Raw genomic sequence first — 26,867 nt, 5'->3', positions numbered from 1 at the left:
GCCGCCGCCTCTGCCCTACCACCGACCACAACCCCTGGCATGGGTTGTGGTCGCTCCGCGGCCCGATTTGTCCGTTTTCAACGACCCCAACCCCTGGCATGCCTGGCGAGGGGCGGGGGCTTCTGCGTCGCATCCGCCAGTCCGCTCACTCTTCACCTCGCCATTCCCACTCGTGGAGGTTCCACCACGGTCCCCACGCCACCCCATGCGCGTGCGGCTCGACGACCGCTGCGCTGCCGGTCCAGTCATCGCCCCGGACGACGTACGTGTGGTCCAGGAAGGCGAGCATGACGTAGGGCGGATTCTCGATCAGCTCCCGCTGAATCGTCCGGTATGCCGCCACCCGCTCGTCGTCGTCGAGACTGCCGCGGCCCGCGTCGAGCGCCGCATCCACGGCGTCGTTGCGGTAGGCCGTGGGGTTGAGGAACGGATTGTTCGCGTCGTAGTCCGCGAACCGTGAATGCAGTGACGTGTACACCTGCGGGTCGGGGTCGAACGGGAAATCACCGCCGCCCAGGACACCGGCATCCTCCGGGATTCGCGGCCGGAACGCCGGCCTGTCCACACCTTCCAGGCTCACCTCCACGCCGACGGCCCGCGCGTCCGACACGAACGCCTGCCCGAGGTCGCGACGGAGCGTCTCGGACGGGAAGTACATCACCGTGAACTCTGCTCGCTGGCCGTCCTTGACCCGGATGCCGTCGTCGCCCTCGAGCCATCCAGCCTCGTCGAGCAGCCTCCGCGCGGCCTCGACGTCGTGCTCGAAGACCGCCGTGGGGTCGTAGAACACACCGAGCGCCTCGGGAATCAAGGTGAATGCCGGCACGCCGTAACCGGCCAGGACCGTCTCGATCATCGCCTCGCGGTCGACGGCGAGGTTCAGCGCCAGCCTGATGTCCCGGTCTCCGGTGACGGGATGGTCCGAGGGCATGGTGATTCCGCGCCAGTCCGCGCTCGGGTTCGCCACCACGTCCATACCGTCGATGCCTTCGAAGGTGGCCGCCAGCTTCGGGGGCAGCCAGGCGCCATCGAAATCGCCGGCCCGCATCCGCTGAGCACGTGTGTTGTCGTCGGGCGCGGAGACCACGGTCAGCCTGCTGACGTCGGGAACGCCGCCCCAGTACTCCTCGTTCGCCTCCAGGACGAGCTGGTCGCCACGGCGCCACTCGGCCAGCCGGTACGGGCCAGTGCCGACCGGGTCGGTGTTGAGCGACGACTCCTCGACCGGCCCCGGGTCCCGCACAGCCTCGCCGGGCACGATGCCCAGCAGCATCCTGGTGTCGAATGCGGCGTAGGGATGATCCAGGTGAAAGCGGACCTCGCGCTCGCCGAGCTTCTCGACGCTTTCGAGCATCGCGTACGACGACGCCAGCGGCGAGGCGAACTCCGGATCGAGGATCGCCTCGAACGTGGCCACGACATCGTCGGCGTCGAACTCCGAGCCGTCATGGAAAGTGACATCGTCGCGCAGCGTCACGGTCCACTGCGTCGCGTCGTCGTTCACCTCAGGCAGGCTCTCGGCCAGCGCTGGCTCGAGGACGGGTGCGCCGTTCTCGGTCGCGGCGAGCCGGAGCAGGCCGTCGTAGACCTTCGAGGACCCGTCTTCCCCGTGTCCGGTGACGGGGTTGAGGTTCTCCGGCTCGTAGGAGTCGGCCAGGACCAGCTGATGGAGGACGTCGTCGCTGGTGCCGCCTTCGCTGGGCGCGCCGCACCCGGCAGCCAGCACGACACCTGCGATGAGCACGAGAGACAAACGTCGGTTCACGTATCACGACGTTAGCTGAACACTTGTTCAGTTGTGAAGGTGGGCAAGGCCATGGGATGAACGGGGCACGGCTCCTGATGGCAAGATGTGGCCTGTGCCTGACGTCCCAGCGATCGATCCCGGTAAGCGGGCCGAAGCGGCTGCTGCCCTGCATGACGATCACGCGATCGAGGAGTGGGCGAGCAGGTTCGCGCTGCTCGCTGACCCCAACCGGCTCCGGCTGCTCTTTTGCCTCCACCGGGCGCCGGGGATCGCCGTCTCCGACCTCGCGGCCGCATGTGGGATGAGCGACACATCGGTGTCGCATGCGCTGCGGCTGCTGCGCAGCAACGGCTGGGTGCGGTTTCAGCGGCAGGGGCGCGCCATCCTCTACTCGCTCGACGACGACACCATCCATGACATGCTGCACCGGCTCGGCGCGACCCACTCGAACGAGCACAGCTAGCAGCGGCGGGCCCGGTGCGCTGAGTGCACGCCATCCTCGCCGCCGAAACGTTCTGGTACGTGCGTTCAGCGCACCACGCCAGCGGCTTTCCGCAGGTAACCGGCTACCTCGCTCTGGCCGAAGTAGTCGGCCCAGCCGGCCGGCGGGAAACCGAATCGGCTATCCACGCTCTCCAGGTCGGCGCCGTGTTCGATCAGGAATCGCGCCTCGTCCACAGCACCGGCCGCCGCCGCGTAGTGCAGGGCTGACGGAGAGCCGGCGTTGACGTCGAGGCCGTGCTCCACGAGCAACCGGAGGACGTCCCAGTGGCGCAGCCCGGCAACCTCGGCGACCAGCTGCGGTCGGCGCGCCCGCAACCGCTCGCTCGCGGCCGAGTCTTCGGCCAGCAGCCCTGCCACCGCGTCCGCGCCGCCGGCGAGGCATGCCGCCACCACGGGATCCTGGCGATCCCGGTATGCCCGGAACAGGTCACGCAACAGGCAGATCTCCGCTCCGTGTGCCATGACCTCGCGGTTGATGTGGAGAACCAGCTGGGACATCGAGAACTCGGCGAACTCGCCGCCCTTGGGGCCGAGGGGCTCTCTGAGATCCTCATCGCTGAGGGCGGCCACGCCATCGTGCCAGAGCTCGTAGGCCCGCTCGAGGAAGGCCAGAGCGTCGTCGGCGGTCCGGGGAAGCGGTTCGGGCCAGTGCCGCAGGTCGTACATGTCGGCATCGTCGGGTGCGGGCGTGGGGCCGAAGAGGGCACGCGCGCGGGTGCCGAAAATGTCCCGGCCGATGTGGACGGTCCGCCACGCGACGGTGGTAACAGGTGGCACCGGAGGCTCCGGCGAGAACAGCTCCAACGCCAGCGCACCCTGGCCGTCCTCGCGCAGGCTCCAGCAGCCGCCCACCGGCTCCCAGAAGTACTCCTCGTCGGTCATTCCCTTCAGACGCGGCAAGAAGTGGGCCGTCCAATAGAACTCCAGTTGTTCGAGCAGTTCGCTGCGCCACGTATTCGTCATGGCCACCACCGTAGGCCTCAAATAAGACACCCTGTGTCATATTTGATTCATGCGTGCGGATCGTCTCGTCCAGATCATCCTGCTGTTGCAGACCAGAGGCCGGCTCACGGCCGCTGAGCTGGCTGCAAGCCTGGAGGTGTCACCCCGCACCATCCAGCGTGATCTGGACGCGCTCAGCTCGGCCGGAATCCCCGTCTATGCCGACCGCGGCCGGGCAGGCGGCTGGTCCCTCGCGCCGGACTATCGGACCCGGCTCACCGGCCTGAGCCCGGCCGAGACCGGGGCACTGTTCATCGGGACCACAGAGCACATCCTGTCCGACCTCGGACTGGCCGATGCCGCGGCCAGCGCAGCCACCAAGCTGCTCTCGACCATCCCGGCTCATGCCCGCCGCGACGCGGACCTGGCTCGAGAAAGGATCCTCGTCGACCATGCCGACTGGTCAGGCGGCCGGGATGCCGCCACCGCGCTTCCCGAGCTCCAGCGGGCGCTGTGGGAGGAGCGGCTGGTCCGGATGCGATACGGCTCCGGCGCCGGGGAGGTCGTCGTCGCTCCCCTGGGGCTCGTCGCCAAGAAGAACTCCTGGTACCTGATCGCGCAGCGCGCTGACTCCGAGTTCCGCACCTACCGGGTCTCGCGTATCCGGCATACAGCCATCACCGAGCAGGGTTTCGAGCGCCCCGCCGGGTTCGATCTCGCCGAACACTGGGAGCGCAGCAACGAGCAGTACTTCGCGAGCCTCCGCGACACTCCAGTTCGCCTCCGGGTCCGCCACGCCGTCGGCCATCGCCTCCGGTGGGCGCCGAACGCCGTCATCGATGAGGCCACCGAGTGCGCCGACGGCTGGTGGGACGTCGCGATGACGTTCGAGAAGGCCTACGAGGCGCGCGTCTATCTGCTCGGGCTCGCCGGCGACGTCATCGTCCTGGAGCCGGACGCCGTTCGCCAGGACATCCTCGACGCCGCCCGCGCCCTCCTTGCCGCGCACCGCACGTCGCCCACGCCCTAACGTCCTGCATGGCGAGCGCCCCAGGCCACGTTGTGCAGGACGCAAGGCGCTCAGCGGGTGGCCAGCTCCAGGAGTTCGAGGATGTGGTGGTAGTCCTTGCCCGTGGCGCGGCTCATGCCCAGCTCACACGTCCGGTTCGACGAGGCATAGCCCACGACGTCCGCGTCGGCGAGCTCAGCGGCCTCGGCCTCGGTGGCGCCGTCGGTCAGCTCCGGATAGAACAGCCCACGGTCACCCGCGAATCCGCAGCATCCCCACGAGCTGGGGACGACCACAACGTCGGCCACCGCCTCAGCCACACCGCGGAGGTCGTCCATCGTGCCCATGTGCACGGTGGAACACGTCGGGTGAACAGCCAGTGACGGTAGCCGCCTGCGCACCCGCACCGCGGGCAGCACGGACTCGCGGACGAAGCTCACCGCGTCCAGGATGTGCAGCCGCGCGTAGCGGTCCCGGTCCGCGCCGTCGAGCGCGTCGCCGAGCTGCTCGAGGCCGTGAGCGCACGACGACGCGTCGCACGCCACCGGCAGCTTCCCGTGCCTCGACGCCTCCCACACCGCACGGAACACCCGTCGCGCCATCTCCGTATTGCCGCTGGTGAATCCCTTCGAGGCCCACGGCGTGCCACAGCACAGTCCGGCGATCCCCTCCGGGATCGCCACCTCGACGCCGGCGCGCTCGCACAGCGCCAGGAACGCGGCCGTCGAGCCGGGCCCAGCCAGCTCCCCTCCTGACGGGCCGAACATGGAGCCGATGCAGGCCGGGAAGAACACGACCGAGGCGTCCGGCGGAGCCTGCGGCGACGGACGCGGCGGTCCCGCCTTCGGGAGACCGCCGTCGATCTCCGGGACGACACCCCGGCCCACGACCGCCCGCGCTGCCGAGCTGCCGCTCCTGAGCACTGGATCCGGTACCACCTCTGCCGCCTTCAGCCCGGCCCGCAGCCCGCGCACCGTGCCGGCCCAATGCTTCGCGGCCGTCACACCGGCCCGTTGCGCCAGCGCACCGTGCCGTTCCGCGCGCATGCCTTTCATGACCTTGCCGGTGTCGATGCTGACCGGGCACGCCGTGACGCACAGCGAGTCGGCCGCGCAGGTGTCGACCGCCGCGTAGGAGTACTCCTCCTCCAGCTGCCGGCGTCGCTCACCCGTGGCGGCCGCGATCTCTCGCATCAGCACGATCCGCTGCCGCGGCGTCGTGGTGGTGTTCCGCGACGGGCACACCGGCTCGCAGTACCCGCACTCGACGCAGCTGTCGACGGCCGGATCCACCGCGGGTACCACCTTGAGGTTCTTCACATGAGCCTGCGGGTCGTCGTCCAGCAGCACGCCGGGGTTCAGCAAACCCTCCGGGTCGAAGAGGCGCTTGATCTCCCGCATCACGGCGTAGAGCTCGTCACCGAACTGGCGGCGCACGAACGGCGCCATAATCCGGCCGGTGCCGTGCTCGGCTTTCAGCGAGCCGTCGTTGGCGAGGACAAGGTCGACGAGGTCCTCGGTGAATGCCTCGTACCGGGCCAGTTCCTCCGGTTCGGCCAGCATCGGATTGATCATGAAATGCAGGTTGCCGTCCTTGGCGTGACCGAAGATGACGGCGTCGCCGTAGCCATGCACACCGAACAGCCTGGTCAGCTCGCTCACCGTGGAGGTCAGCACAGGCACAGGAACGACGACGTCCTCAAGCAGGGCCGTCGACCCGACCGGGCGGGCACCGGCGACCGCCGTGTAGAGGCCCTTGCGGACCCGCCACATCTGCGCCCGGATGGCGGGGTCTCGAGTGAGCTCGGCCGGTGACGTGAGCCGCAACCCGTCAAGCACGGGGCCGGCCTCGCCGACGACGTGGTCGAGTGCGGCGGCATCCTGTGCCTGGTACTCGACCAGCAGGGCAGTGTGATCCGCCACATCCACCGCCGAGACGGCCCGAGGTGCCGCCGGGTCGGTCTGGGCCACCCGCAACGACGCGGCGTCAAGCAGCTCCACGGCCCGCGCGCCGGAATCGATCAGCGTCTCAAGTGCGTCAGTGGCGGCCGGCAGCGACTCGAACACCAGCAGACTGGTCGCGGAGTGTGCCAGCAGCGGGACGGTGCGAAGCGTCACCTCGGCGACGAATCCGAGCGTGCCCTCGCTGCCGACGACGAGGTGGGTGAGAATGTCGACCGGCTCGCTGAAGTCGAGCAGCGCGTTGACGCCGTAACCCATGGTGTTCTTCATCGAGAACTGATGCTCGATGGTGGCCCGCATGGCCGGACTGGAGCGAACCTGCTCCCGCAGGCGCTGCAGGCCCGCGTAGAGGTCCGGCTCGAGCAGTCGCAGCTTGGCGTCGGCGTCAGATGCGCCGGTGTCGATGGTGATCCCGCTGGCAAGCACCAGCACCATCGATTCAATGGTCCGGTAGGCGGTGTCGGTGGTGCCGCAGGACATCCCGCTGGAGTTGTTGGCCACGACGCCGCCGATGGTGCAGGCCGACTCGCTGGCCGGGTCCGGTCCGAGCCGTCGTGCGTACGGTGCCAGTCGCGCGTTGACCTGGCGCAGGGTCAGGCCCGGCTGTACCCGGACCCGGGCGCCGCCGTCGAGGATCTCGATGCCGGAGAAGTGCCGCCTCGTGTCGACCAGAAGGCCCGCGGTGGAGGCCTGGCCAGACAGGCTGGTCCCCGCCGAGCGGAAGGTGACCGGCACGCCATGTGTCCGGGCGGTCCGCAACGCGGACGCAACCTGGCCGGCATCCTGAGCCACGAAGACGCCGCGCGGGTGGAGCAGGTAGTGGGACGCGTCGTGCGCCATCGCGGCGAGGTCGGTCACGGATGTGCGGACCGCGGCCTCTCCGGCGATTCCGCGCAGCTCGGAGAGGGCAGCGTCGTCTCTGGCAAGGGCACCGGTCACCCATCAACCGTACCGCCCGGGACTGGGCCGCCTCATGGTCGGTCACCGGTCCGGCCGAGCGGACGACCCTCCCGTCGCGCCCGCAGCCCTCACCGCATACTGGGCCACATGGCACCTTCGCACGCTGCACAGTTCAGCCCGCAAACCCGGCTGGTGGTCGACGGCCGCCCCGAGCCCGAACCCGACGCTCCGCTGAACACCCCCGTCACGTTCGCCTCGACGTATCACGCGGGCGGCGAAAGAGGCTACGGCCGGTACGGGAACACCACGTGGGAGGCGTTCGAATCCGTCCTCGGCGGCTTGGAGGGCGGGACAGCGCTGGCGTTTGCCTCGGGCCTCGCGGCTTGCAGCGCGGTGCTGTCCATGGTGCCCGAAGGGGCCGTTGTCGTCGCCCCCCAGACCGCATACCTGGGCGTCCTCGATCAGCTGAGGGAACGGCAGGCAGCGGGCCGGGCCACCGTGCGGCAGGTCGACATGACCGATCCGGCCGCCGTGCGCAAGGCGGCCGACGGCGCCGCCATGGTCTGGCTGGAGTCGCCGGCCAACCCGACCATGGAGATCGCCGACATCAGGCAGATCAGCGACGACGCCCGCGCCGCCGGTGCGTTGACCGTGGTCGACAACACCTTCGCCACACCGCTCCTCCAGCGCCCGCTCCAGCTGGGGGCGGACGTCGTCGTTCATAGCGCGACCAAGCTGCTGAGTGGTCACTCCGACGTCCTGCTCGGTGCCACGGCGGTGTCCGGCGACGTGCTGTTCGCCGCGCTTGAGCGGCACCGCAAGCTGCACGGCGCCGTTCCCGGCCCCATGGACACTTTCCTGGCGTTGCGCGGCATCCGCACTCTTGGTGTCCGGCTGGAACGCGCCCAGGCCACGGCCGCCGAACTCGCCGACCGGCTCTCCGGGCACCGGAACGTCCGGGTGGTGCGGTATCCGGGCTTCGGCACCGTGCTGTCCATCGAGGTGCCCGGCGGGGCGGCGGGCGCCGACGCCGTGGTGGCCGCCGCGCGCCTGTGGGTCCACACCACCAGCCTCGGCGGCGTCGAGTCCACCCTGGAGCGTCGCCGCCGCTGGCCGGCCGAGAGCACCACCGTGGACGAGTCGCTGATCCGCCTGTCCGTCGGCATCGAGGATGCCGAGGACCTGTGGCGCGACCTCCAACACGCTCTTGAGTCATCGCGTCGCGACGAGCTCCGCCTGAGCAACCCCTTGGATACCCTCGACGGTGGTGGAGACCGACGGTTCGACGAGGCGAGGCACCATGGAGCGGTTTGAGACGGTCGCCGATGTCGCCACCGCCACCGGCGGAGATGCGCTCGCCTGCTGGGCCGCGCAGCGCCTGGAGTCCGGCGGCGCGGCCTACGGATACGGCGACGCTGTGGGCGTCGTCGCCCCGGACCTGTTCCGCCGGGACCGGCTCGTCGTCCGGGGACCTGCCCACCACGCTGTAGAGCTCACCCGGCAGATCCGGACGGCGTTACCGGTGACCTTTCGTCTCCTGGGCACTGCCGAACTCGTCCATACGATCGTGCGAGAGATCCCGGAGCTGCCGGAGGCGCACGAGTTCGGCTGGATGGAGACACGCACGCTCGCCGCGTCCTCCCGGCGCGCCGTGTGGCTGACCGCGGAGGAGCTGACCGAGGCCGAAACACTCGCCCGACGCGTACACCCGGAGACGTGGGCGGTACCTGGGGAGTCACCGGACCACCGCTGGGCCGGTGCGCGCCACCAGGACGGACAGCTCGTGGCGCTGGCCGCCGACGCGTGGAGCGGCGGCGGGGTCGGCTTCATATCGGGGGTGCTGACCGACGGCCTGGTCCGCGGGATGGGCTACGCGCAGGACACCACGGCTTTCGTCACCCATGACCTGGTCAGGCGATACGGCCGCGCGGCGTTGATGGTCGACCTCGACAACCACGTGGCGGTGCGCCTCTATCGCCGCTTGGGATTCGCCGGAGAGACGGTCGCCGCCGCACGTTTGTTCAGGTGACCGTGAGGCAGCACAAGCTTCCATGGCATGGTCCACCCGTGGCCAACGACAGTCAAGCGAAGTCCGACCCTGGGCCGCAAGCGCCGCCACGGAGCGCGCGCACCCTCCAGAACCACCACGGTGATCTTCACGGCGGCATCACCAGGGCTTTTGCAGCGGCTGTTTCTCGCACGGTGATCTTCACGGTCAGCGTGTGACCAGCTGTGGTGACTATCGCCGGATAAATGCGCCCGAACGTACACGGCATACCGTCACGACCACACGAAGAGCCATCACACCGGCTTCTTCTCACACGACAGCCACCACACTCACCCAGCCAGACCTCTTCGCCGAGGGCCACCACGCCCGGCCAAGCCAGCGGATCTGGTCCGGCCACCGCCACCGCGCTATGACGAGCAAGCTCGAGCCTGCCGACCGGGCCAGGGCTGCGAAGAAACCTGCATTATCAGGGTGATCACCCTGATAATGCAGGTTCGCTTGCGCCCAGCCGCATGCCAACGCCGCCCGTCCAGCAGCACGGCACGCCACCGCGCCAGCAAGCGCCCTCACACGCGCGTCAGCGTCACCCTCAGCCGCCACGCGGCCAAGCCCACAAGCACCACGGCAAACGCGCCTAGCACACCGAGCTCAGGCAGGATGTCCATCACTGTGCCGCCGTGCCGTCCCAACTCGGTGAACGCGTCGATGGCCCACGCATGCGGCGTGAAGTGGGCGACTGTGTTCATGGTCGAGCCGAACAACTCCAGCGGCAGCATCGCACCACCGAGCGCCCCCAGGCCCAAGCCCACCATCACCGTGATGCCGGCTGCCTGCTCGTCGTTCTGCATGACGGCGCCTACCAGCATCGCCGCACCCGCTGCCACGGCGGCGAAGACGGCCAGGATCGCCACGGCGCCGACCGGATCGCCCCACGTCACGCCGAACAACACGGCCGTCACCAGCATGATGTAGACGGCCTGGAACATGCCGACGCTCCAGCGTCCCGCGCCCTCGCCGATCACGATCGTGCGCATGCTCGTGGGCGTGGCCACCATCCGACGGCTCACCCCGTGCTTGCGGCTCTGGATCAGCGCCGCCGCGCCGGTCAGCGCGTTGAGGAAGGTCAGCAGCACGAGCATCCCAACCGCTACCTGGTCGATTCCGTAGCCGGTGTCGTCGGGGTCTCCTCCCCCGGCCAGCACCCGGTGGACCTCGATGGCCGGCAACGCGGACGCCGTGCGGGTGACCACGTCCGCGACCTCGTCGGCGGGGAGATCGGACTGACTCGTCAGGTGCCCGATCACGCCCGGTACCACTGCCTCCGCCTCGAACGCCCGGGTGATGACACCTTCCAGCTGGGCGGCGTTGTCGCCGTCGCCGAGGTACAGGGTCAGCGGCACGGCCTCGCCGTCGCGCAGGAGCTCTTCGGCATCGCCTGGGACGACGACGCCCGCCGGCAGCGAGCCGTCGTCGATCAGTTCCCGAAGTTCCTCGGCGGACTCGACCCGCCGGACATCCGCCGCGCCCGTGCCCTCCAGCCGCTCGACGCCACGTTCCACCAGGTCACCGCTACCGCTCACGCCCACCTCGGACGTCTGGTCGTCGCCGAACTGGGTTCCGAGCACGGCGATGATCAGGATGGGGAAGACGAGGACGAAGAACAGGTTGGCCCGTTCCCGGAACATGCGCACCAGGTTGAACCGGGCGATGGTGAAGATTCTCCTCACGGTGTCAGCCTCCTGCGCAGGAGGATGGCCGCCGGGACGCCGGCCACCACCGCGATGATCAGCATGGCCAGCACCGGAGTGCCGACGACGGTCCAGGACGCGGCATCGGGCAGGTCTTCCAGCCCGCTGAGGAACCAGTAGTGCGGGGTCAGCCTGGCCAGCATCCCGATCAGCCCGTCTTCGCCCACGGGGAACCAGGAACCTCCCAGCATGGCCAGCCCGACGGCGATGATCGCCTGCGCGGCACCCGCGCCTTCAGCGGTCTTGGCCAGGCCCGCGACCACCGCCATGAGCGCCACAGCGGTGAGCACCGCACTCAACACCAGCAGGGTCGCGCCGATCCACGAGCCCCATGAAGCGCCCAGCAGCACGCTGGCGGCGACCATCAGGATCATCGTGGCCAGAACCCCCAGCACATAGCTCACCGCGCCCTTCGCGATCATCACCGAGTCCCGTGGGATCGGCGCGGCCAGCAGCCGGGTCAGCGTCCCGGACTCCTTCTCGCTGAGCAGTGTGGTGACACCGAACTGGACGGTGAAGAACACGAACATCACTGCCATCCCGGCGAACATCCTGGCCCCGACGTCGAGTCCTTCGCCGCCGGGGTGCTCGCGCCTGACCTCCAGCACGCTCGCCAGGGAATCTGCCGGCACCGTGAGGTCCAATTGCTCTCCCGCGCCGGCCAGCAGGCGGGATCGTTCGATGTCGGCGACAAGGCCGTCGACGACCGACTCCACGACACCGGCCTGGACCGGACGATCGGGGTTCTCCACCACGTCCAGGCTCGGGGTGTCCGTCGAGTTCACAGCGGCGCCGAATCCGTCCGGGATGACGACCACCGCGTCGAGGCCGTCGTCGTCGATCACCGCGTCGGCGTCGGCGTCGGCGCCCAGCATGGTGACCTCGAAGCCGCCCTGGCCGTCCAGCGCGACGAGACCTTCCCCGAGCTGGCTGGACACATCGGACTGGTCGGCGTCGACGACGCCCATCCTGACCTCGAGCTCCCCCTCACCGAGGTCGCCGAAGACGAGGTCGAGGATGAACGCGAGCACCAGCGGGGTGAGGATCCCCAGCAGGAAGAACGACTTGTCCCGGAAACGCTCGCGCAGGTCCTTGCGCACGAGGGTGGCGACGGCATGGATCATTCCCGCAGCGCCTTACCGGTGAGGTGGAGGAATACCGCCTCCAGGTCGGGCCGGGTGACGTCGATCGAGCCGATCTGGGCGCCGCCATCAGTCAGGTGCCCGATGATGGCCGGCAGATGATGGGAGCCGTCAGAGGCAAGAATCACCAGGGCATGGTCGTCGGCTCCGACGTCGGCGATGCCGTCCATGGCGCGGATGTGCTCGACCGCGTCCTCCACCTGCCCGTTGACTTCAATTCGTACCCGTTCCTGCTCGCCGATGCTCGCGGTCAGCTCCGCGGTGGTGCCCTCGGCGATCACCGTGCCGTCGTCGATGATGCCGATGCGATCACACAGCCGCTCGGCTTCCTCCATGTAGTGGGTCGTATAGAGGACCGCCATGCCCTCGCCGGACAGTGCCTCCACGGACTCCAGGATCGCGTTGCGTGACTGCGGGTCCACGCCCACCGTCGGCTCGTCGAGGATGAGCAGCCGAGGCGAATGGAGCAGCCCGATGCCGATGTTCAGCCGCCGTTTCATGCCGCCGGAGTACTTGCTCGTCCGGTCCTTACGACGATCGGTCAGGCCGATGACATCGAGGATCTCTGTCACCCGCTGGCTGGCCTCACGATTCGGCATGCCGTAGAGCGCGGCGAAGAAGGACAGGTTCTCCTCACCACTGAGGTCGGGATAGATCGCCAGGTCCTGCGGGACCAAGCCGATGGCCTCGCGGCCCTTCGTGGATCGTGGCCGGATCGGCGTGCCGGCCACGACAACGGTGCCCTCGTCCGGCTCCAGCAGGCCCGCCAGCATGGAGATGGTGGTGGTCTTGCCGGCCCCGTTGGGCCCCAGCAGGCCGTAGGTCTCGCCCGCGCCGATGCGCAGGGAGACGTCGTTGACGGCATGCACGGCTCCGAACCGCTTGTGGAGCCCGGACACTTCGGCGATGGGCTCGGACGACGTCGTACTCACGATCACTCACCCTAGCGGTGCGCTCACGGTTCGACGCCCTCCGAAAGTCGTAATCCTGACGCCCACCAGAGGTCGTAGTAGAGACCGGGGACGGCCACGAGTTCCGCATGGGTTCCTCGCTGAGCCACCCGGCCGGAATCGAGGACGATCACCTCGTCGACCTCGTTCAGACCGGTCAGCCGGTGGGTGACGAGCAGCGTCGTCCGGCCGCGCGTGGAGGCGAGCAGATCGGCGACGAGTTCGTCCGCGGTCTCCGGATCCAGGCCCTCGGTCGGTTCGTCGAGCACCAGGACCGGCGGGTCGGCCAGGAGAGCCCGGGCCAGGGCCAGCCGTTGCCCCTGCCCACCGGAGACCTGACCACCGGACTCGCCTACCACGGTGTCCATCCCCTTCGGCAACGAGTCCACCCAGCTGTCGAGCTTGGCGGAGGCCAGCGCGGCCCGCAGGTCGTCGTCGCTGGCCGACGGCGACGCCAGCCGGAGGTTCTCCCGCACGGTGGTGTGGAACAGGTGGGCATCCTGGGTCACGCCGGTGATGAGGGCGCGGACGTCGTCGCTGCCGAACCGCGAGATGTCGGCGCCATCGACCAGGATGGACCCGGACTCCGGCTCGGCGAACCGCATCAGGGCTGCCAGAAGCGTGCTCTTGCCGGAACCGCTCGCACCGACGACGGCCACCCGTCGGCCCGGCTCAAGCCGCAGGTCGACACCGTCCAGTGCGGGATCCCGATCAGCCGCGTACCGCACCCGCAGGTCGCGTACCTCGATCACGGCGGCGGGTGATGGCGCGGGCAGCGGGGCGTGCGGCTCGGCCACCGGCGGCGGCGCGTCGAGTACCGCCAGCACGCGGCGGACGGCGTCACGGGATTCCAGCAGGTGCCGCACGGCGGGAACCAGCGGCAGCACCGGCTCGAAGGAGATAAGTGCGACGAGCGTCAGCACGGGAACCATGACCGGAGCGAGCGAACCGTCCGAGGCCGCGCCCGCCGCCAGCATCGTGACACCGACGGTGGTCGCGGCCTGGACGAGCATCGCCAGCGCTCCAGTAGCCGCCGTCGTCCACGCGGCGCGGCGCTCCACGGCCGCGAGCTCGGCGGCCGCCCGGTCAGCGTCCGCCAGAGCCTGCCGCCCGGCGCCGAACACGGCGAGGTCGGCGTTTCCGCGCAGGACGTCGACGGTGCGGGCGGCCAGCTCGGCCCGCGCGGGCCCGAGCCGAAGCGCTGCTCTTCGGCTGACCGCCAAGGTCAGGGCAGGAACGACGACGCCCGCAACCAGCAACCCTACGGCCAGGACCACCCCAGCCGCGGGCAGGACGACCGTGCCGAAGCCGACCGTCAGAACACCGACGACCGCGGCGGTGGCCACCGGAACGAGCACCCGCACGACGAAGTCCTGCACCGCCTCGACGTCGCGCACCATCCGGTTCAGCAGGTCGGAGCTGCGAAACGCCGGTAAGCCCCCGGGCGCCAGCGGGACGAGGGCGTCGTACACCCGGCCGCGCATTGTCGCCAGGGCTCGGAGCGCGGCGTCATGGCTGGCCAGCCGCTCGGCATACCGGAAGACACCGCGCGAGACGGCGAAACCGCGGACACCCACGATGGCCAGCGACAGCGCGGCGAGCGACGGCTGCTGCGCTGCCCGGGCGATCAGCCAGGCGGCCGTGCCCATCAGCGCCAGTGCGGCTAGCTCGGTCAGAACGCTCGCGGTGACGGCGAGGGCGAGCCGCGACACGTGGCCGCGGATCATGCCGAGCAACCGCCGCACCGGCTGGTTGGTCCTCGCCGTGCCGGCCGGCATCAGACCACCTCCGCGGGACGGTGGGAGTCAGTGCCCGCATGCTCGACGAGCCGGCCCTTCACCAGCCGGAGCACACGGTCGGCTTCGACGATCATCGCCGGCCGGTGGGCCACGACCACCACGGTACGTCCCGCGGTCAGCTGGCGGGCGGCCTCGACCACCGCGGCCTCACTTCCGGCGTCCAGCCCGGCGGTCGGCTCATCCATCAGCAGCAGTGGTGCGTCGCGGAGATACGCCCGGGCCAGTGCGATCCGCTGGCGCTGTCCTGCGGACAACCCGGTGCCCCGCTCACTGAGTTCGGTGTCGTAGCGACGAGGCAGCTGCTCGATGAAGCTCTCTGCCCGGGCCAGGCGCGCCGCCCGCCGCACCTCGTCGTCGCTCGCCTCCGGCCTGCCCAGCCGGATGTTGGCCGCCACGCTCCGCGCGAACAGGTGTGGCCGCTGGGGGACCCAGGCGAGATGTTCGCGCCAGTGCTCTGGGTCGGCACCGGACAGGTCCACCGGTCCGCTGCCGGTCTCGACGACGACGCGTCCCGAGTCCGGGCGGACGAGTCCGAGCAGGACGCCCAGCAGCGTGCTCTTTCCCGCACCGCTGGGGCCCACCAGAGCCACGTGCTCTCCGGGAACGATCGTCAGAGAAACGTGATCCAACGCGGCCTCGTCCCTCCCCGGGTACCGCACTGTCACGTCCTCGAACCGGATTTCACCTACCGACGCGTCGCCCGGAAGGGCGCGCCTGCCGGTGCCGGCCAGGGCGCGGACGGGCATCGGCGAGCGAGGTACGAGCGAGTCGCGGGCGGGGCCGGCATCGGCCGGCGCGCTCTTCCTCACCGGCTCGTCGAGGATGGTGAAGACGCGCTCCGCCACCGCGAGCCCTTCGGTGCTGGCGTGGAACTGCGAGCCGAGCGCACGCAGCGGGAGGTACGCCTCGGGGGCGAGGAGCAGGATCACCAGCGCCGTGTGCAGGTCGAGGTTACCGTTGAGCAGCCGCAACCCCACCGGGACGGCGATCAGCGCCACCGAGAGCGTGGCGACGAGCTCCAGCACCAGTGCGGACAGGAATGCGATCCGCAGCGTGCCCATGGTGGCCGAGCGGTGTTCCTCTGCCGTCCGGCGAACGGCGGCGGACTGCGCCTTGGCCCGGCCGAACGCCCGCAGCGTCGGCAACCCGGCCACGAGATCGAGGAAGTGGCCGCCCAGCCTCTCCAGGGCCTTCCACTGCCGCTCGGTCGCCTTCTTGGTCTGCAGGCCGACGAGCACCCCGAACACGGGGATGAGGGGCAGGGTGACGCAGATGATGACCGCCGAGGCGAGATCGTTGGTGGCCACGAAGACGAGGACGGCGAGAGGCACGACCGCGGCGTTGAACAGCTGCGGGAAGTAGCCGGTGAAGTACGGATCGAGCGCATCCAGCCCGCGCCCAAGTGTGGTGGTCACGCCGCCGGTGTGCTGGCCGGACAGCCACGCCGGTCCGAGCCGCTGGATGTGAGCGAGCGCGCTCCGGCGCAGCCCGGCCTTCACCGAGGCCGCTGCCCGGTGCGCGAGAACCTGCTGGCACCACGCGAGGACGGCGCGGGCGGCGAGAATGCCACCGAACGCCGCCAGCGGGGCCGCCAGACGTGACACGGAGGGCTGGTCCAGGACAGCGTCGGCGAGCACCTCGGCCAGGACGACGGCTTGGGCGATGATGAGCACTGCCGCCGTCCCCGCCAGGGCAACGAACGCCGCGGCGAGAAGCGGCGCGGCAGGAAGGCTGCCGATCAGGCGGCGGGCCAGACGGTTCAGAAGAACACCGCCGATCTGGTGGCGGACTCCACGCGGCGGCGGCCTGCCGGCGCGTGGAGCACCGGCATGCTCCGTCGCCGAGCGGTCCGCGCGGCGCGGTTTCCGCGCTCCGGCGGCGACCGGAGCGCCGAGAAGACCGCGCCGAGCGTCGCGAACACGGCGACCACAGCGGCTCCCCACAGCAATGAGTACGGTCCCATCAGTGTCCCAAGCGCGGGCCGATCACCGTACGGCGCCCCCTGGGCGATGTTCCCAGCAGCAGCCCCCGCGCGAACGCCACGGGAGTGCTCGCGGCGAGGACGACGCTCATCCAGCAAGGCATGGCGACCGCGCCACCGGGAACTTACATGAAACATCAGGGAACACCCTGATGCCGGCACTCTCATACGCTGGCGTGACCCAGACCACATGAGCCGCCATGCGAGCGCAGAAACGTGCGACTAACCTGTATGGGAGCAGCGGCGGACTCAGATGTGAAAGTAGGCGATCGCGACCGTGGCTCCCACCGGCCCGCCAGCGAGTTTCGGACCTAACGAGTGGCTCGTCGAAGAACTGTACGCGAGCTGGCTCGACGATCCTGCGAGTGTCGACCCGCAATGGGCCGAGTACTTCCAGACCCAGGACAAGCAGACAAGCACCCGTTCCGCCTCCACCTCCACCAACGGACCGAACCCTTCCACGAGGACCACAGTGACCCCTCAGGCTGCGCCAGCCAACAACGCCTCCTCCACTGCCTCCAGCGGCACCGCGTCGCCGAGCCCCTCAGCCCGTCCGGCACAGAGCCGGAAGCAGGCCGGCTCATCACCGAGCGGTCCGGCCGCTCCACCTGAGTCCGCCCATGACCGCCCGCAGGCCCCTGTCCGCTCGGCGTCCACGGCCCAGAGCGACGACGGCCCGGCCGAGGAGATCACACAGTTGCGAGGCGCGCCCGCCCGCACGGCCGTGAACATGGAGACGAGCCTCGAGGTTCCCACGGCCACGAGTGTGCGCGCAGTCCCGGCGAAACTGCTGGTCGACAACCGGATCGTCATCAACAATCACCTGGCCCGGTCCCGCGGCGGCAAGGTCTCCTTCACCCACATCATCGGCTTCGCCCTTGTCAAGGCGCTGAAGCAGCTGCCGGAGATGAACTACTCGTACGGGCAGACCGAGAACGGCAAGCCCGCGCTGGTCAAGCCGCCGCATGTGAACCTCGGCCTGGCCATCGACATGAAGAAGTCCGACGGTACCCGCCAGCTGCTCGTGCCGAGCATCAAGAAGGCGGAGACAATGAACTTCGCCGAGTTCTGGTCGGCCTACGAGGAGCTGGTCCGGCGCGCCCGGGACGGCAAGCTCGCTGTCGACGACTTCGCCGGCACCACCATCAGCCTGACCAACCCGGGCACCATCGGCACCGTGCATTCAGTGCCCAGGCTGATGAAAGGCCAGGGCACCATCATCGGCGTCGGAGCCATGGAGTACCCCGCCGAGTACCAGGGGACGGCGCCGGAGACGCTTGCCCGGATCGGCGTCTCCAAGACCATGACGCTCACCAGCACTTATGATCACCGGATCATTCAGGGCGCCCAGAGCGGTGAGTTCCTGCGCACCGTGCATCAGCTGCTGCTCGGTGATCACGAGTTCTACGACGAGATCTTCCGGTCGCTGCGCATTCCCTACGAGCCGATCCGCTGGGCCACCGACGTGACCAGCAGCCACGAGGACGAGGTCAGCAAGCAGGCACGGGTGCTGGAGCTCATCCACGCCTACCGGGTCCGGGGCCACCTGATGGCCGACACCGATCCGCTGGAGTACAAGCAGCGCAGCCATCCCGACCTCGACGTCAGCACCCATGGGCTGACGCTGTGGGATCTCGACCGCGAGTTCGCCACCGGTTCGTTCGGCGGGGCCAAGCGGTTCATGCTGCTGCGGGACATCTTGGGTGTCTTGCGCAATGCCTACTGCCGGACCGTGGGCATCGAGTACATGCACATCCAGGAACCCGAGCAGCGGCGCTGGATCCAGGAGCGGGTGGAGAAGCCGGTCGATCTCACCGCCCGCGAGGATCAGCTCAGGATCCTGCTCAAGCTCAATCAGGCTGAGGCCTTCGAGTCGTTCCTGCAGACCAAATACGTCGGACAGAAGCGCTTCTCCCTGGAGGGCGGCGAGTCGCTGATCCCCGTCCTCGACGAGGTGGTGGAGGCAGCCGCCGAGACCGGCCTGGATGAGGTCACCATCGGCATGGCCCACCGTGGCCGGCTGAACGTGCTCGCCAACATCGTGGGCAAGAGCTACGCACAGATCTTCGGGGAGTTCCAGGGCAACATCAACCCGCGGACGGTTCAGGGGTCCGGCGACGTCAAGTACCACCTCGGGACCGACGGCGAGTACACCGCGCTGGACGGCTCCACCATCAAGGTCTCGCTCAGCGCCAACCCGAGCCACCTGGAAGCCGTCAACCCGGTCCTCGAGGGCATCGCCCGCGCCAAGCAGGACATCCTCGACCAGGGCGAGGCGTTCCCGGTGCTGCCGATCCTCATCCACGGCGACGCCGCGTTCGCCGGGCAGGGCGTCGTCGCCGAGACGCTGAACCTCTCCCAGCTACGCGGATATCGCACAGGCGGCACCGTGCACGTCGTCGTCAACAACCAGGTCGGCTACACCACCTCGCCCGAGCAGTCCCGCTCGTCGATGTACTGCACCGACGTCGCGAGAATGGTGCAGGCGCCCATCTTCCACGTCAACGGCGACGACCCCGAAGCGTGTGCCCGGGTGGCACGGATGGCCTTCGACTTCCGGCAGGCGTTCAACAAGGACGTCGTCATCGACATGGTGTGCTACCGCCTGCGCGGACACAACGAGGGTGACGACCCCAGCTACACCCAGCCGCTGATGTACGACCTCATCAAGACCAAGCGCCCGGTCCGCAAGCTCTACACCGAGGCGCTCGTCGGGCGAGGCGACATCACCATCGAAGAGGCCGAGCAGGCGATGGCCGACTACCAGCAGCAGCTGGAGCGGGTCTTCGCCGAGACCCGCAAGGCGGAGATCGCCGCGGCCGCGCGGGTGCCGAGTTATCCGGAGAAGCCGGAGCCTGAAGGCGACGTCGTCACCGCCGTCAGCCCCGAGGTGCTCAAGCGGATTGCCGATGCCCACCTCAACATTCCGGACGGGTTCACCGTCCATCCCAAGGTGCTACCGCAGATCCAGCGGCGCGCCGGCATGCTGACCGACGGAGGCATCGACTGGGCCACCGCGGAGATCGCCGCGTTCGGCTCGCTCCTGCTCGACGGCCGTCCGGTCCGTCTGGCCGGCCAGGACAGCCGACGTGGCACGTTCGTACAGCGCTTCGCCGCCGTCGTCGACCGCAACACGGGCGAGGCGTGGGTCCCGCTGCAGCATTTGGACGATGCGCAGGCGAAGTTCTACTCCTACGACTCGCTGCTGTCCGAGTTCGCGGCCATGGGCTTCGAGTACGGGTACTCGGTGGCGCGGCCGGAGGCGCTGGTTCTCTGGGAGGCCCAGTTCGGCGACTTCGTCAACGGCGCGCAGATCATCATCGACGAGTTCCTGACATCCGGCGAGGCCAAGTGGGGTCAGCGCTCTGGTGTGGTCCTGTTGCTCCCGCACGGCTACGAGGGTCAAGGCGCCGATCACTCGTCGGCGCGGATCGAGCGGTTCCTGCTGATGGGAGCCGAAGATGCATTCCGGGTGGCTCAGCCGTCGTCGCCGGCGTCGTATTTCCACCTGCTGCGCCTGCACACGCTAGCCGCGCATCACAAGCCACTGATCGTGTTCACGCCGAAGTCGATGTTGCGCAGCAAGCGGGCTGTGTCCGACCCGGACGACTTCACCGGCTCCACCACGTTCCGTCCGGTCCTCGGCGACCCCGGTGACATCGATCCGGCGAAGGTCGAGAAGGTGTTGCTGTGCAGCGGGAAGATCACCTGGGAGTTGCTCAACACCCGGGAGAAGCGCTCGGACGATCGCACCGCGATCATCCGGATGGAGCAGCTGTATCCGTTGCCCGGCGAGCAGATCGCCGCCGAACTGGCGGCCTTCCCAGCTCTGCGCGAGGTTCGCTGGGTCCAGGACGAGCCGGAGAACATGGGACCGTGGCCGTTCCTGGCCGTCCACCTGAAACGCCATCTGCCGGACGGACTGCGGCTGGCCCACATCACCCGGCCGGCCAGCACATCGCCGGCGGTGGGCTCCCCGTCTCGCCATATCGAGGAGCAGAACGAGCTGCACGACGCCGCGTTCGCGTGACGCTGTGATCCACTGTGTGAAGGACTGAACGTGTATTTCACAGACCGAGGGATCGAGGAGCTGGACCAGCGCCGGGGCGACGAGCAGGTCACCCTGGGGTGGCTGGCCGAGCAATTCCGGGCGTTCGTCGACGAGCACCCCGAGTTCGAGACGCCCGTCGAGCGCCTTGCCACCTGGCTGGCGCGGCTCGACGACGAACCCGACGACGACTGAGCTCGCGCACCGGCTCATCCTGTCAGCCTCGCGTGACAGGATGGGCGGATGCGTGACGTCAGGGTGTGTGTGTTCGGTGATTCGTTCGTCGCCGGTGTGGGAGATCCCAAGGCACTCGGCTGGGTCGGGCGGGTCACGGCGCGCACTCCGCCGTCCACCGGTGTCGATCTCACCGCGTATCAGCTCGGTGTCCGGCGTCAGACGACCGAAGAGGTGGTGCTGCGCATTCCTATGGAGTGCGCGCCCCGTTTCACCCACGGTGACGAGCACCGCATCGTCGTCGCCACCGGCGTGAACGATGCGAACCTCGGCGTCGATCCGGCCCGATCCACGGCAGCGTTGGAATTCGGGCTCGCGTCGCTGGATGTGACTGCGCTGGTCGTCGGACCGCCGCCGGTAGGCGACGACGCTCTGCGCGGGCGCATCCGTAACCTCGACGCCGCCTTCGCCGAGCTCTGCCGCCGCCGCGAGGTCGCCTACATCTCCACGTACGGACCGCTCGCCGGGCGTCAGGCCTGGAACGATGCGATCGCTGAGGACGGAATCCACCCGAACCAGACCGGGTACGGGCTCCTCGCCTACGTGATCCTGAACGAGGGCTGGTACCAGTGGCTCGGTGCCACACCCCCGCCGAAGCCGGTGCACAAACGAGGCAGTTCATAGCGCCGCTCACCAGCTTTCATCTCCGCTGTGCACCCACCATGGACGGCTCTATGAACTCCTCCTCCGCGAGCTCCCACCGAGCTCGGTTCGACACCTCGCCGGTCAGACGGGTGGAGTTCAGCCCGGACCCCGATGTCGTCATCGACGCCGGGTGGCCTTGGAGTGTGCCGTCGGTCAAGCAGATCATCGAGCACGGGCTCGACCTCGCGCCCATCACGGTGCTTGTAGGCGAGAACGGCAGCGGGAAGTCCACCCTGGTCGAGGGCATCGGACTCGCCTACGGCTTCTCACCCGAGGGCGGCTCGGCGAACGCCCGCCACACCACCCGCCCTACCGAGTCGGTCCTGCACCGGGTACTCCGGCTGAGCAAGGGCTTCGGTGCTCCACGCTGGGGGTTCTTCCTCCGCGCGGAGACAATGCACGGCTTCTTCAGTTATCTCGAAGAACACCCCGGCACCCATGAACCGGCATTCCACGAGATGAGCCATGGCGAATCCTTCCTGGAGATCCTCCGGACCCGATTCGACTCGCCCGGCTTCTACTGCCTCGACGAGCCGGAGTCGGCGCTGTCCTTCAGCGGATGTCTCGCGCTGGTGGGCACCCTGCACGACATCGCCTCGGCTGGCGGCCAGGCCGTCGTCGCCACCCACTCCCCGATCGTCGCGTCGGTGCCCGGGGCGCGCATCCTCGAGGTGGGCGAGTGGGGGCTACGAGACTGTGAGTGGGAGGACCTCGACCTGGTCCAGAACTGGCGGATGTTCCTCGACGCTCCCGCCCGCTACCTTCGCCACGTCATCACCTGACGTCGTCCCCACCGCCCCGCGCCCTCGTCACCCCACTCTGCCCGAGCCTTCGTCACCTGATCGTCGATTTGTCATCTGATCTTGTTACGGAAGACGATCAGATGACCGAGAACGCGCACAGGCGGGCTGTACGCCATCTGATGGGGTCTCACGATACGGTCACAAATGGATCAAGTGGCAAAGTGGGCGAAATCAATCGAACTTGGTCATCTGATCCACAGAGCCACAAGCTAAAGTCACACGACACGCCACACATCACACGGCAACACCGCACGGCGCAGACACGACACGCACCACGGCACACCCCGGTTGTCAGGAGGCGTCGAGCGTGACGACGTCGCCCAAACGGACAACGCCCGGCGTCACCACCTCCGCGTACATACCCAGGTTCACGCCGACACCCAGCTCACTGTTCTGAAGGCCGCGCATCGACTTCAGGATGCGCAGCACCGGGATGTCGCGCTGCCCAGTCTCCGGGTGGCGCGTCGTCGCAGCGCACCGCTTGATCGGTCCGCCGATCCGGATCACGGCGGTGCCGACACTCACGTCCGCCTCGGTCCAGCCCTCTTCGGCGAACGCTGGTGTCCCGGCCAGGCCCATGGTCATCCGGAACCGGCGCGGATCCAGCTTGAGCCCGGCATGGGCGGCGACTGCGGTGACGGACTCGTCACCCAGCAGGGTGAGACCGTGCACATCGCAGGCGCCGTTGGGGCGTGACGCGCGCACCAGCCGGACGCTCTGCCCGATGCGATCGGAGAAGTACTCCGCCCACGGCCCCAGCACCTCCCGCCCCGGCACGTCGTGGTGCCCGAAGAAGCCGGCGCTGAGCTCATCGCCCAGGTCGGCCGTGCCGCTGACGTCCACGCCCTCCGGCCCGTTCACCGTCAGCTGTCCAGAGGCGGCGTCGTACCGGGCCGTGCGGTCGCACAGCACCCCTGTCCTGGTCACCGACAGCAGGACGTCCTGATCGTCGACGAGGAAGAACTCCCGATCTCCGACGACGCCGGTGGGTCCCACCTCGACTATCTCCGGCTGGTCGAGGCCCAAGCCTTTGATCGGTCCGACCATGAACCGGCTCACCGTCCCGGCGGGGTGCGTCGTCATCATCACGAGCCGGACGGCGTCACGACGATCTTGCCGAACACGTCGCCGTGTTCCAGCGCCGCGAAGCCGTCACGGCAATCTTCGAGCGGCATGGTCCGGTCCACGATCGGCCGCACGCCGGTACGGTCGCAGAACGACAACAGCCGCGCCAGCTCGTCGCGCGTGCCCATGGTCGAGCCGAGTATGCGCAACTGCAGGAAGAAGACCCGGTTCAGCTCCGTTTCAGCGAGTGGCCCGGACGTCGCCCCGCAGATGACCACGGCTCCGCCGGGACGCAGTGAGCGCAGCGAGTGCTGCCATGTCGCCACACCCACCGTCTCCATCACCGCGTCCACCCGCTCCGGCAGCCGAGCCCCGGATTCGAAGACCTGATCGGCCCCGAGCTCGAGTGTCCGCGCCGCCTTGCCGGGATCTCGCGAGGTGACCCACACGCGCACACCGGCGGCCGAAGCCAGCCGAATGAGGGCGGTCGCGACGCCGCCGCCGGCGCCCTGCACCAAGATCGTCTGCCCAGGGGTGACGCAGGCCTGGCCGAACAGCATCCGGTACGCCGTGAGCCAGGCTGTGGGCAGGCAGGTCGCCTCCTCGAACGTGAGGCTCGCCGGCTTGGGGAGAAGGTTCCGGCGCGGCACCGTCACCTTCTCGGCCAGCGTGCCCTGGTAGCGCTCGGAGAGCAGGGACCGGCGTGGATCGAGCGTCTCGTCGCCGGTCCAGTCCGGATCGGAGATCACGGCGTGCACCACCACCTCGTTGCCGTCCTCGTCGACACCCGCGGCATCGCACCCGAGGATCATCGGCAGCCGTTCCGCGTCCAGTCCCACACCGCGCAGAGACCAGATGTCGTGGTGATTCAACGACGACGCTCGCACATCGACGACGGCCCACCCCTCCGGAGCAACGGGATCCGGCCGCTCACCGAGCGCAAGACCGCCCAGAGGGTCGTCGTCGTCGAGCCGCTCAGCGTAGACAGCGAACATGGCATCCGACCCTATCCGGTCGGCCCGACCGGTTCGAAAGACGATCGAACGCTACGACCGCGCGCGACGAGCCGGCCCGACCGACCGGCGCTAGCGGCGAGCGAGCCCTTCCCGGCGTGCCATCTCCGCGACCGCCGCAGCGACCGCTGGCGCCACCCGAGCGTCGAAGGGCCCCGGAATCACGTAGTCCGCGCCGAGATCGTCGCCCACGATCCCGGCCAGCGCCTCCGCGGCCGCCCGTTTCATACCCTCGGACACACGTGAGGCCCGCACGTCGAGAGCACCCCGGAAGATGCCCGGAAAAGCCAGGACGTTGTTGATCTGGTTCGGGAAGTCGCTGCGCCCGGTGGCGACGACGGCGGCGTGCCGGCCGGCGACACTCGGGTGCACCTCGGGATCGGGGTTGGCCAGGGCGAAGACGACAGCGTCGGGAGCCATCCGCGCCACCGCCTCCTCCGCGATGGTGCCGCCGGAGACACCGACGAAGACGTCGGCGCCGTCCAGCACGTCACTGGGGCCACCACGCCGTGCGTGCGGGTTCGTCAGCGCGGCGAGCGATTCCTTCACCGCGCTCAGGTGCTCCCGGCCGGGGTGGATCGCTCCGTGCCGATCGAGGACGACGATGTCGTGCGCGCCCATCGAGAGGAGGATCTTTGTCACGGCGACGCCGGCCGCACCAGCGCCGGAGACCACGATCCGGGCTTCGGGCAGCTGCCGGCCGGTCAGCCGGAGCGCGTTGACCAACGCGGCAGCGACGACGACGGCCGTACCGTGCTGATCGTCGTGAAAGACCGGGATGTCGAGCCGCTCCTGCAGGCGTCGCTCCACGTCGAAGCAGCGCGGGGCGGAGATGTCCTCCAGGTTGATGCCACCGAACGCCGGCGCCATCCGGGCCACCGTCTCCACCAGATCGTCGACGTCGCTGCAGGCCAGGCAGATCGGCACGGCGTCCACACCGGCGAACTCCTTGAACAGCAGAGCTTTGCCCTCCATGACGGGCAGCGCCGCTTCCGGGCCGATGTCGCCCAAGCCCAGCACGGCGGAGCCGTCCGTCACGACCGCCACGGTGTTGCCTTTCCAGGTCAGCTCGTTCACCAGCGACGGCGTTTCCGCGATGGCGGTGCACACGGTGGCGACGCCGGGCGTGTAGGCGAGCGACAGATCCTCCGCGGTACGGACCGGCACCGTGGATCGGACCTCCAGCTTGCCGCCGCGGTGCAGCTCGGTGGCCCGGTCGGCGAGGGAGTGCGAGGCAGGACTGTGTTGTGGGATGAGTTCGGCGACCATTGAGGGTGACCCCTGAAGTAGTTGAGTGGCTGTGGACGATGAACGAACCGGCGAGGCGGGCCACGCCGTGTGGTGCCACGGCAGGACGGACCGGCGACGGGGGTCACCCGCAGGCGTCGTATTCTGCCACGTCACGGCCCGGAGGGACACCGGTTTGGCGATAGTGTTCTTTACCTGATCGTGGCCTGATGATGACCGGATCGCGTCGAGAAGGTGGCAGACTGCGACCAGACACTACCTGCGGGTAGCTACCACAAATCGGCCCATCAGGAGAACGAATCATGCGAGTACAACACATGCTCCGACTCGCCGGTGTCACCGCGGCCGGGATCCTCGTGCTTTCCGCTTGCGGCGACGACGGGGACGGCGGAGGCGAGTACGGTCTTGTCCAGGACGGCACGCTCACCGTCTGCTCGGACGTGCCGTACCCGCCGTTCGAGTTCGAGGACGCCGACGCTCCCAGCGGATACAGCGGCTTCGACATGGACCTGCTGCAGGCGATCGCCGACAATCTCGACCTCGAGATGACGGTCGAGGTCGTGGGCTTCGACCCACTGCAGAGCGGCACCGTGCTGGCCTCCGGTCAGTGCGACATCGGCGCCTCCGCGATGACCATCACGGAGGAACGGATGGCGAACCTCGACTTCTCCGACCCGTACTACGACTCGCTTCAGTCGCTGCTCGTCCCCGTTGATTCCGGGGTGACCTCGATCGACGACATCACCGGCACGGTTGGTGTCCAGCAGGGCACCACCGGTGAGGCATTCGCCAACGAGAATCTGCCCGAAGGGGCGTCCCCCGAGGCCTACCCGGGCGACGCCGAGCTGTGGACCGCGCTGCAGGCCGGCAACATCGACGCCATCCTCCAGGACTTCCCGGTCAACGACGAGCACGCCCAAGCCGATGAGGGGTACGAGATCGTCGACTCCTTCGAGACCGACGAGCAGTACGGATTCGCCTTCGCCAAGGACGAGAAGACCGAACTGCTGGAAGCGGTCAACGAACAGTTGAGCGCCCTGCGGGAAGACGGCACCTACGACGAGATCTACGATCGGTACTTTTCCGTCGACTGATTCCGAGGCCTGAGCACCATGCGGAG

At 68.8% G+C, this 26,867-nt stretch carries 20 protein-coding genes; 9 read left to right on the top strand and 11 right to left on the bottom strand.

Annotated elements, in window-relative coordinates:
* Window positions 1-145: 145 nt before the first annotated feature.
* A complete protein-coding gene (locus tag G1H11_RS18380) occupies window positions 146-1,765 on the bottom strand; it encodes an ABC transporter substrate-binding protein (RefSeq protein WP_163820044.1) in 1,620 nt (539 codons plus the stop codon).
* A gap of 94 nt (window positions 1,766-1,859) precedes the next feature.
* Between G1H11_RS18380 and G1H11_RS18375 the strand changes: the two genes are divergently transcribed.
* The gene (locus tag G1H11_RS18375; RefSeq protein WP_216843907.1) at window positions 1,860-2,210 is read left to right on the top strand and encodes an ArsR/SmtB family transcription factor; all 351 of its coding nucleotides are present in this window, start codon (window positions 1,860-1,862) and stop codon (window positions 2,208-2,210) included.
* 65 nt (window positions 2,211-2,275) lie between these two features.
* On the opposite strand, the gene G1H11_RS18370 is transcribed toward G1H11_RS18375, so the two are convergent.
* Window positions 2,276-3,214 (bottom strand): DinB family protein, encoded by a 939-nt coding sequence (locus tag G1H11_RS18370; RefSeq protein WP_163820042.1) that lies wholly within the window; start codon window positions 3,212-3,214, stop codon window positions 2,276-2,278.
* A gap of 49 nt (window positions 3,215-3,263) precedes the next feature.
* On the opposite strand from G1H11_RS18370, the gene G1H11_RS18365 reads away from it, so the two are divergent.
* Window positions 3,264-4,223 (top strand): helix-turn-helix transcriptional regulator, encoded by a 960-nt coding sequence (locus G1H11_RS18365; protein ID WP_163820041.1) that lies wholly within the window; start codon window positions 3,264-3,266, stop codon window positions 4,221-4,223.
* 50 nt (window positions 4,224-4,273) lie between these two features.
* Here the strand turns inward: G1H11_RS18365 and G1H11_RS18360 are convergent, their stop codons facing one another.
* Entirely contained in the window at window positions 4,274-7,102 is a 2,829-nt protein-coding gene (locus G1H11_RS18360; RefSeq protein WP_216843906.1) for an FAD-binding and (Fe-S)-binding domain-containing protein, read from the bottom strand.
* A 108-nt stretch (window positions 7,103-7,210) separates the two neighbouring features.
* Here G1H11_RS18360 and G1H11_RS18355 point away from each other — a divergent pair, with 108 nt between their 5' ends.
* The gene (locus G1H11_RS18355) at window positions 7,211-8,377 is read left to right on the top strand and encodes a trans-sulfuration enzyme family protein (protein WP_163820040.1); all 1,167 of its coding nucleotides are present in this window, start codon (window positions 7,211-7,213) and stop codon (window positions 8,375-8,377) included.
* Window positions 8,364-9,092, top strand: a complete 729-nt coding sequence (locus tag G1H11_RS18350) for a GNAT family N-acetyltransferase (RefSeq protein ID WP_163820039.1) — start codon at window positions 8,364-8,366, stop codon at window positions 9,090-9,092. Before G1H11_RS18355 ends, G1H11_RS18350 begins: the two co-directional genes overlap by 14 nt.
* A 545-nt stretch (window positions 9,093-9,637) precedes the next feature.
* Here G1H11_RS18350 and G1H11_RS18345 read toward each other — a convergent pair.
* Genes G1H11_RS18345 through cydD form a run of 5 tightly spaced genes read right to left on the bottom strand, consistent with a single transcriptional unit; the run spans window position 9,638 to window position 16,653 of the window.
* The gene (locus tag G1H11_RS18345) at window positions 9,638-10,798 is read right to left on the bottom strand and encodes an ABC transporter permease (protein WP_163820038.1); all 1,161 of its coding nucleotides are present in this window, start codon (window positions 10,796-10,798) and stop codon (window positions 9,638-9,640) included.
* On the bottom strand, window positions 10,795-11,943 hold the full coding sequence (locus G1H11_RS18340; RefSeq protein WP_163820037.1) for an ABC transporter permease: 1,149 nt from the start codon (window positions 11,941-11,943) through the stop codon (window positions 10,795-10,797). The genes G1H11_RS18345 and G1H11_RS18340 overlap by 4 nt, the downstream gene beginning before the upstream one ends.
* Complete coding sequence (locus tag G1H11_RS18335) at window positions 11,940-12,893, bottom strand: ABC transporter ATP-binding protein (protein ID WP_216843905.1); 954 nt, start codon at window positions 12,891-12,893, stop codon at window positions 11,940-11,942. Before G1H11_RS18335 ends, G1H11_RS18340 begins: the two co-directional genes overlap by 4 nt.
* A gap of 23 nt (window positions 12,894-12,916) precedes the next feature.
* Entirely contained in the window at window positions 12,917-14,689 is a 1,773-nt protein-coding gene (cydC, locus tag G1H11_RS25030) for a thiol reductant ABC exporter subunit CydC (RefSeq protein ID WP_216843904.1), read from the bottom strand.
* A complete protein-coding gene (gene cydD, locus G1H11_RS25025) occupies window positions 14,689-16,653 on the bottom strand; it encodes a thiol reductant ABC exporter subunit CydD (protein WP_343074884.1) in 1,965 nt (654 codons plus the stop codon). The genes cydC and cydD overlap by 1 nt, the downstream gene beginning before the upstream one ends.
* Before the next feature lie 306 nt (window positions 16,654-16,959).
* On the opposite strand from cydD, the gene G1H11_RS18320 reads away from it, so the two are divergent.
* The 4 genes from G1H11_RS18320 to G1H11_RS18305 are packed head-to-tail and all read left to right on the top strand — an operon-like array spanning window position 16,960 to window position 22,400.
* Entirely contained in the window at window positions 16,960-20,721 is a 3,762-nt protein-coding gene (locus G1H11_RS18320) for a multifunctional oxoglutarate decarboxylase/oxoglutarate dehydrogenase thiamine pyrophosphate-binding subunit/dihydrolipoyllysine-residue succinyltransferase subunit (protein WP_163820114.1), read from the top strand.
* A 30-nt stretch (window positions 20,722-20,751) separates the two neighbouring features.
* Entirely contained in the window at window positions 20,752-20,934 is a 183-nt protein-coding gene (locus G1H11_RS18315) for a DUF6104 family protein (RefSeq protein ID WP_163820034.1), read from the top strand.
* A gap of 48 nt (window positions 20,935-20,982) precedes the next feature.
* Window positions 20,983-21,597, top strand: a complete 615-nt coding sequence (locus tag G1H11_RS18310) for a GDSL-type esterase/lipase family protein (RefSeq protein ID WP_163820033.1) — start codon at window positions 20,983-20,985, stop codon at window positions 21,595-21,597.
* Window positions 21,598-21,647: 50 nt separating this feature from the next.
* On the top strand, window positions 21,648-22,400 hold the full coding sequence (locus G1H11_RS18305; protein ID WP_163820032.1) for an AAA family ATPase: 753 nt from the start codon (window positions 21,648-21,650) through the stop codon (window positions 22,398-22,400).
* Window positions 22,401-22,712: 312 nt separating this feature from the next.
* Here the strand turns inward: G1H11_RS18305 and G1H11_RS18300 are convergent, their stop codons facing one another.
* From G1H11_RS18300 to G1H11_RS18290, 3 genes are all read right to left on the bottom strand, one after another.
* Window positions 22,713-23,504, bottom strand: coding sequence for an MOSC domain-containing protein (locus tag G1H11_RS18300; RefSeq protein ID WP_163820031.1), 792 nt, complete (start codon window positions 23,502-23,504; stop codon window positions 22,713-22,715).
* A 2-nt stretch (window positions 23,505-23,506) separates the two neighbouring features.
* Window positions 23,507-24,481 (bottom strand): zinc-binding dehydrogenase, encoded by a 975-nt coding sequence (locus G1H11_RS18295; protein WP_163820030.1) that lies wholly within the window; start codon window positions 24,479-24,481, stop codon window positions 23,507-23,509.
* 90 nt (window positions 24,482-24,571) lie between these two features.
* Entirely contained in the window at window positions 24,572-25,768 is a 1,197-nt protein-coding gene (locus tag G1H11_RS18290) for an NAD(P)-dependent malic enzyme (RefSeq protein WP_163820029.1), read from the bottom strand.
* Between the two features lie 281 nt (window positions 25,769-26,049).
* Between G1H11_RS18290 and G1H11_RS18285 the strand changes: the two genes are divergently transcribed.
* Entirely contained in the window at window positions 26,050-26,841 is a 792-nt protein-coding gene (locus tag G1H11_RS18285) for a transporter substrate-binding domain-containing protein (RefSeq protein ID WP_216843901.1), read from the top strand.
* The last annotated feature ends 26 nt before the right edge of the window (window positions 26,842-26,867 follow it).

The organism is Phytoactinopolyspora alkaliphila, from assembly GCF_010550695.1.
Lineage (GTDB): Bacteria > Actinomycetota > Actinomycetes > Jiangellales > Jiangellaceae > Phytoactinopolyspora > Phytoactinopolyspora alkaliphila.
Note: the sequence above shows the minus strand (reverse complement) of the source record. Positions and strands in the feature narration are given on the sequence as shown.

What these genes read in the sequence shown, in the direction of transcription:
- G1H11_RS18305 (WP_163820032.1), top strand. Translation starts at nt 21,648, where the DNA reads ATGAACTCCTCCTCCGCGAGCTCCCACCGAGCTCGGTTCGACACCTCG.
- G1H11_RS18355 (WP_163820040.1), top strand. Translation starts at nt 7,211, where the DNA reads ATGGCACCTTCGCACGCTGCACAGTTCAGCCCGCAAACCCGGCTGGTG.
- G1H11_RS18340 (WP_163820037.1), bottom strand. Translation starts at nt 11,943, where the DNA reads ATGATCCATGCCGTCGCCACCCTCGTGCGCAAGGACCTGCGCGAGCGT.
- G1H11_RS18290 (WP_163820029.1), bottom strand. Translation starts at nt 25,768, where the DNA reads ATGGTCGCCGAACTCATCCCACAACACAGTCCTGCCTCGCACTCCCTC.
- G1H11_RS18295 (WP_163820030.1), bottom strand. Translation starts at nt 24,481, where the DNA reads ATGTTCGCTGTCTACGCTGAGCGGCTCGACGACGACGACCCTCTGGGC.
- cydC (WP_216843904.1), bottom strand. Translation starts at nt 14,689, where the DNA reads ATGCCGGCCGGCACGGCGAGGACCAACCAGCCGGTGCGGCGGTTGCTC.
- G1H11_RS18370 (WP_163820042.1), bottom strand. Translation starts at nt 3,214, where the DNA reads ATGACGAATACGTGGCGCAGCGAACTGCTCGAACAACTGGAGTTCTAT.
- G1H11_RS18310 (WP_163820033.1), top strand. Translation starts at nt 20,983, where the DNA reads ATGCGTGACGTCAGGGTGTGTGTGTTCGGTGATTCGTTCGTCGCCGGT.
- G1H11_RS18285 (WP_216843901.1), top strand. Translation starts at nt 26,050, where the DNA reads ATGCGAGTACAACACATGCTCCGACTCGCCGGTGTCACCGCGGCCGGG.
- G1H11_RS18365 (WP_163820041.1), top strand. Translation starts at nt 3,264, where the DNA reads ATGCGTGCGGATCGTCTCGTCCAGATCATCCTGCTGTTGCAGACCAGA.
- G1H11_RS18350 (WP_163820039.1), top strand. Translation starts at nt 8,364, where the DNA reads ATGGAGCGGTTTGAGACGGTCGCCGATGTCGCCACCGCCACCGGCGGA.
- G1H11_RS18300 (WP_163820031.1), bottom strand. Translation starts at nt 23,504, where the DNA reads ATGACGACGCACCCCGCCGGGACGGTGAGCCGGTTCATGGTCGGACCG.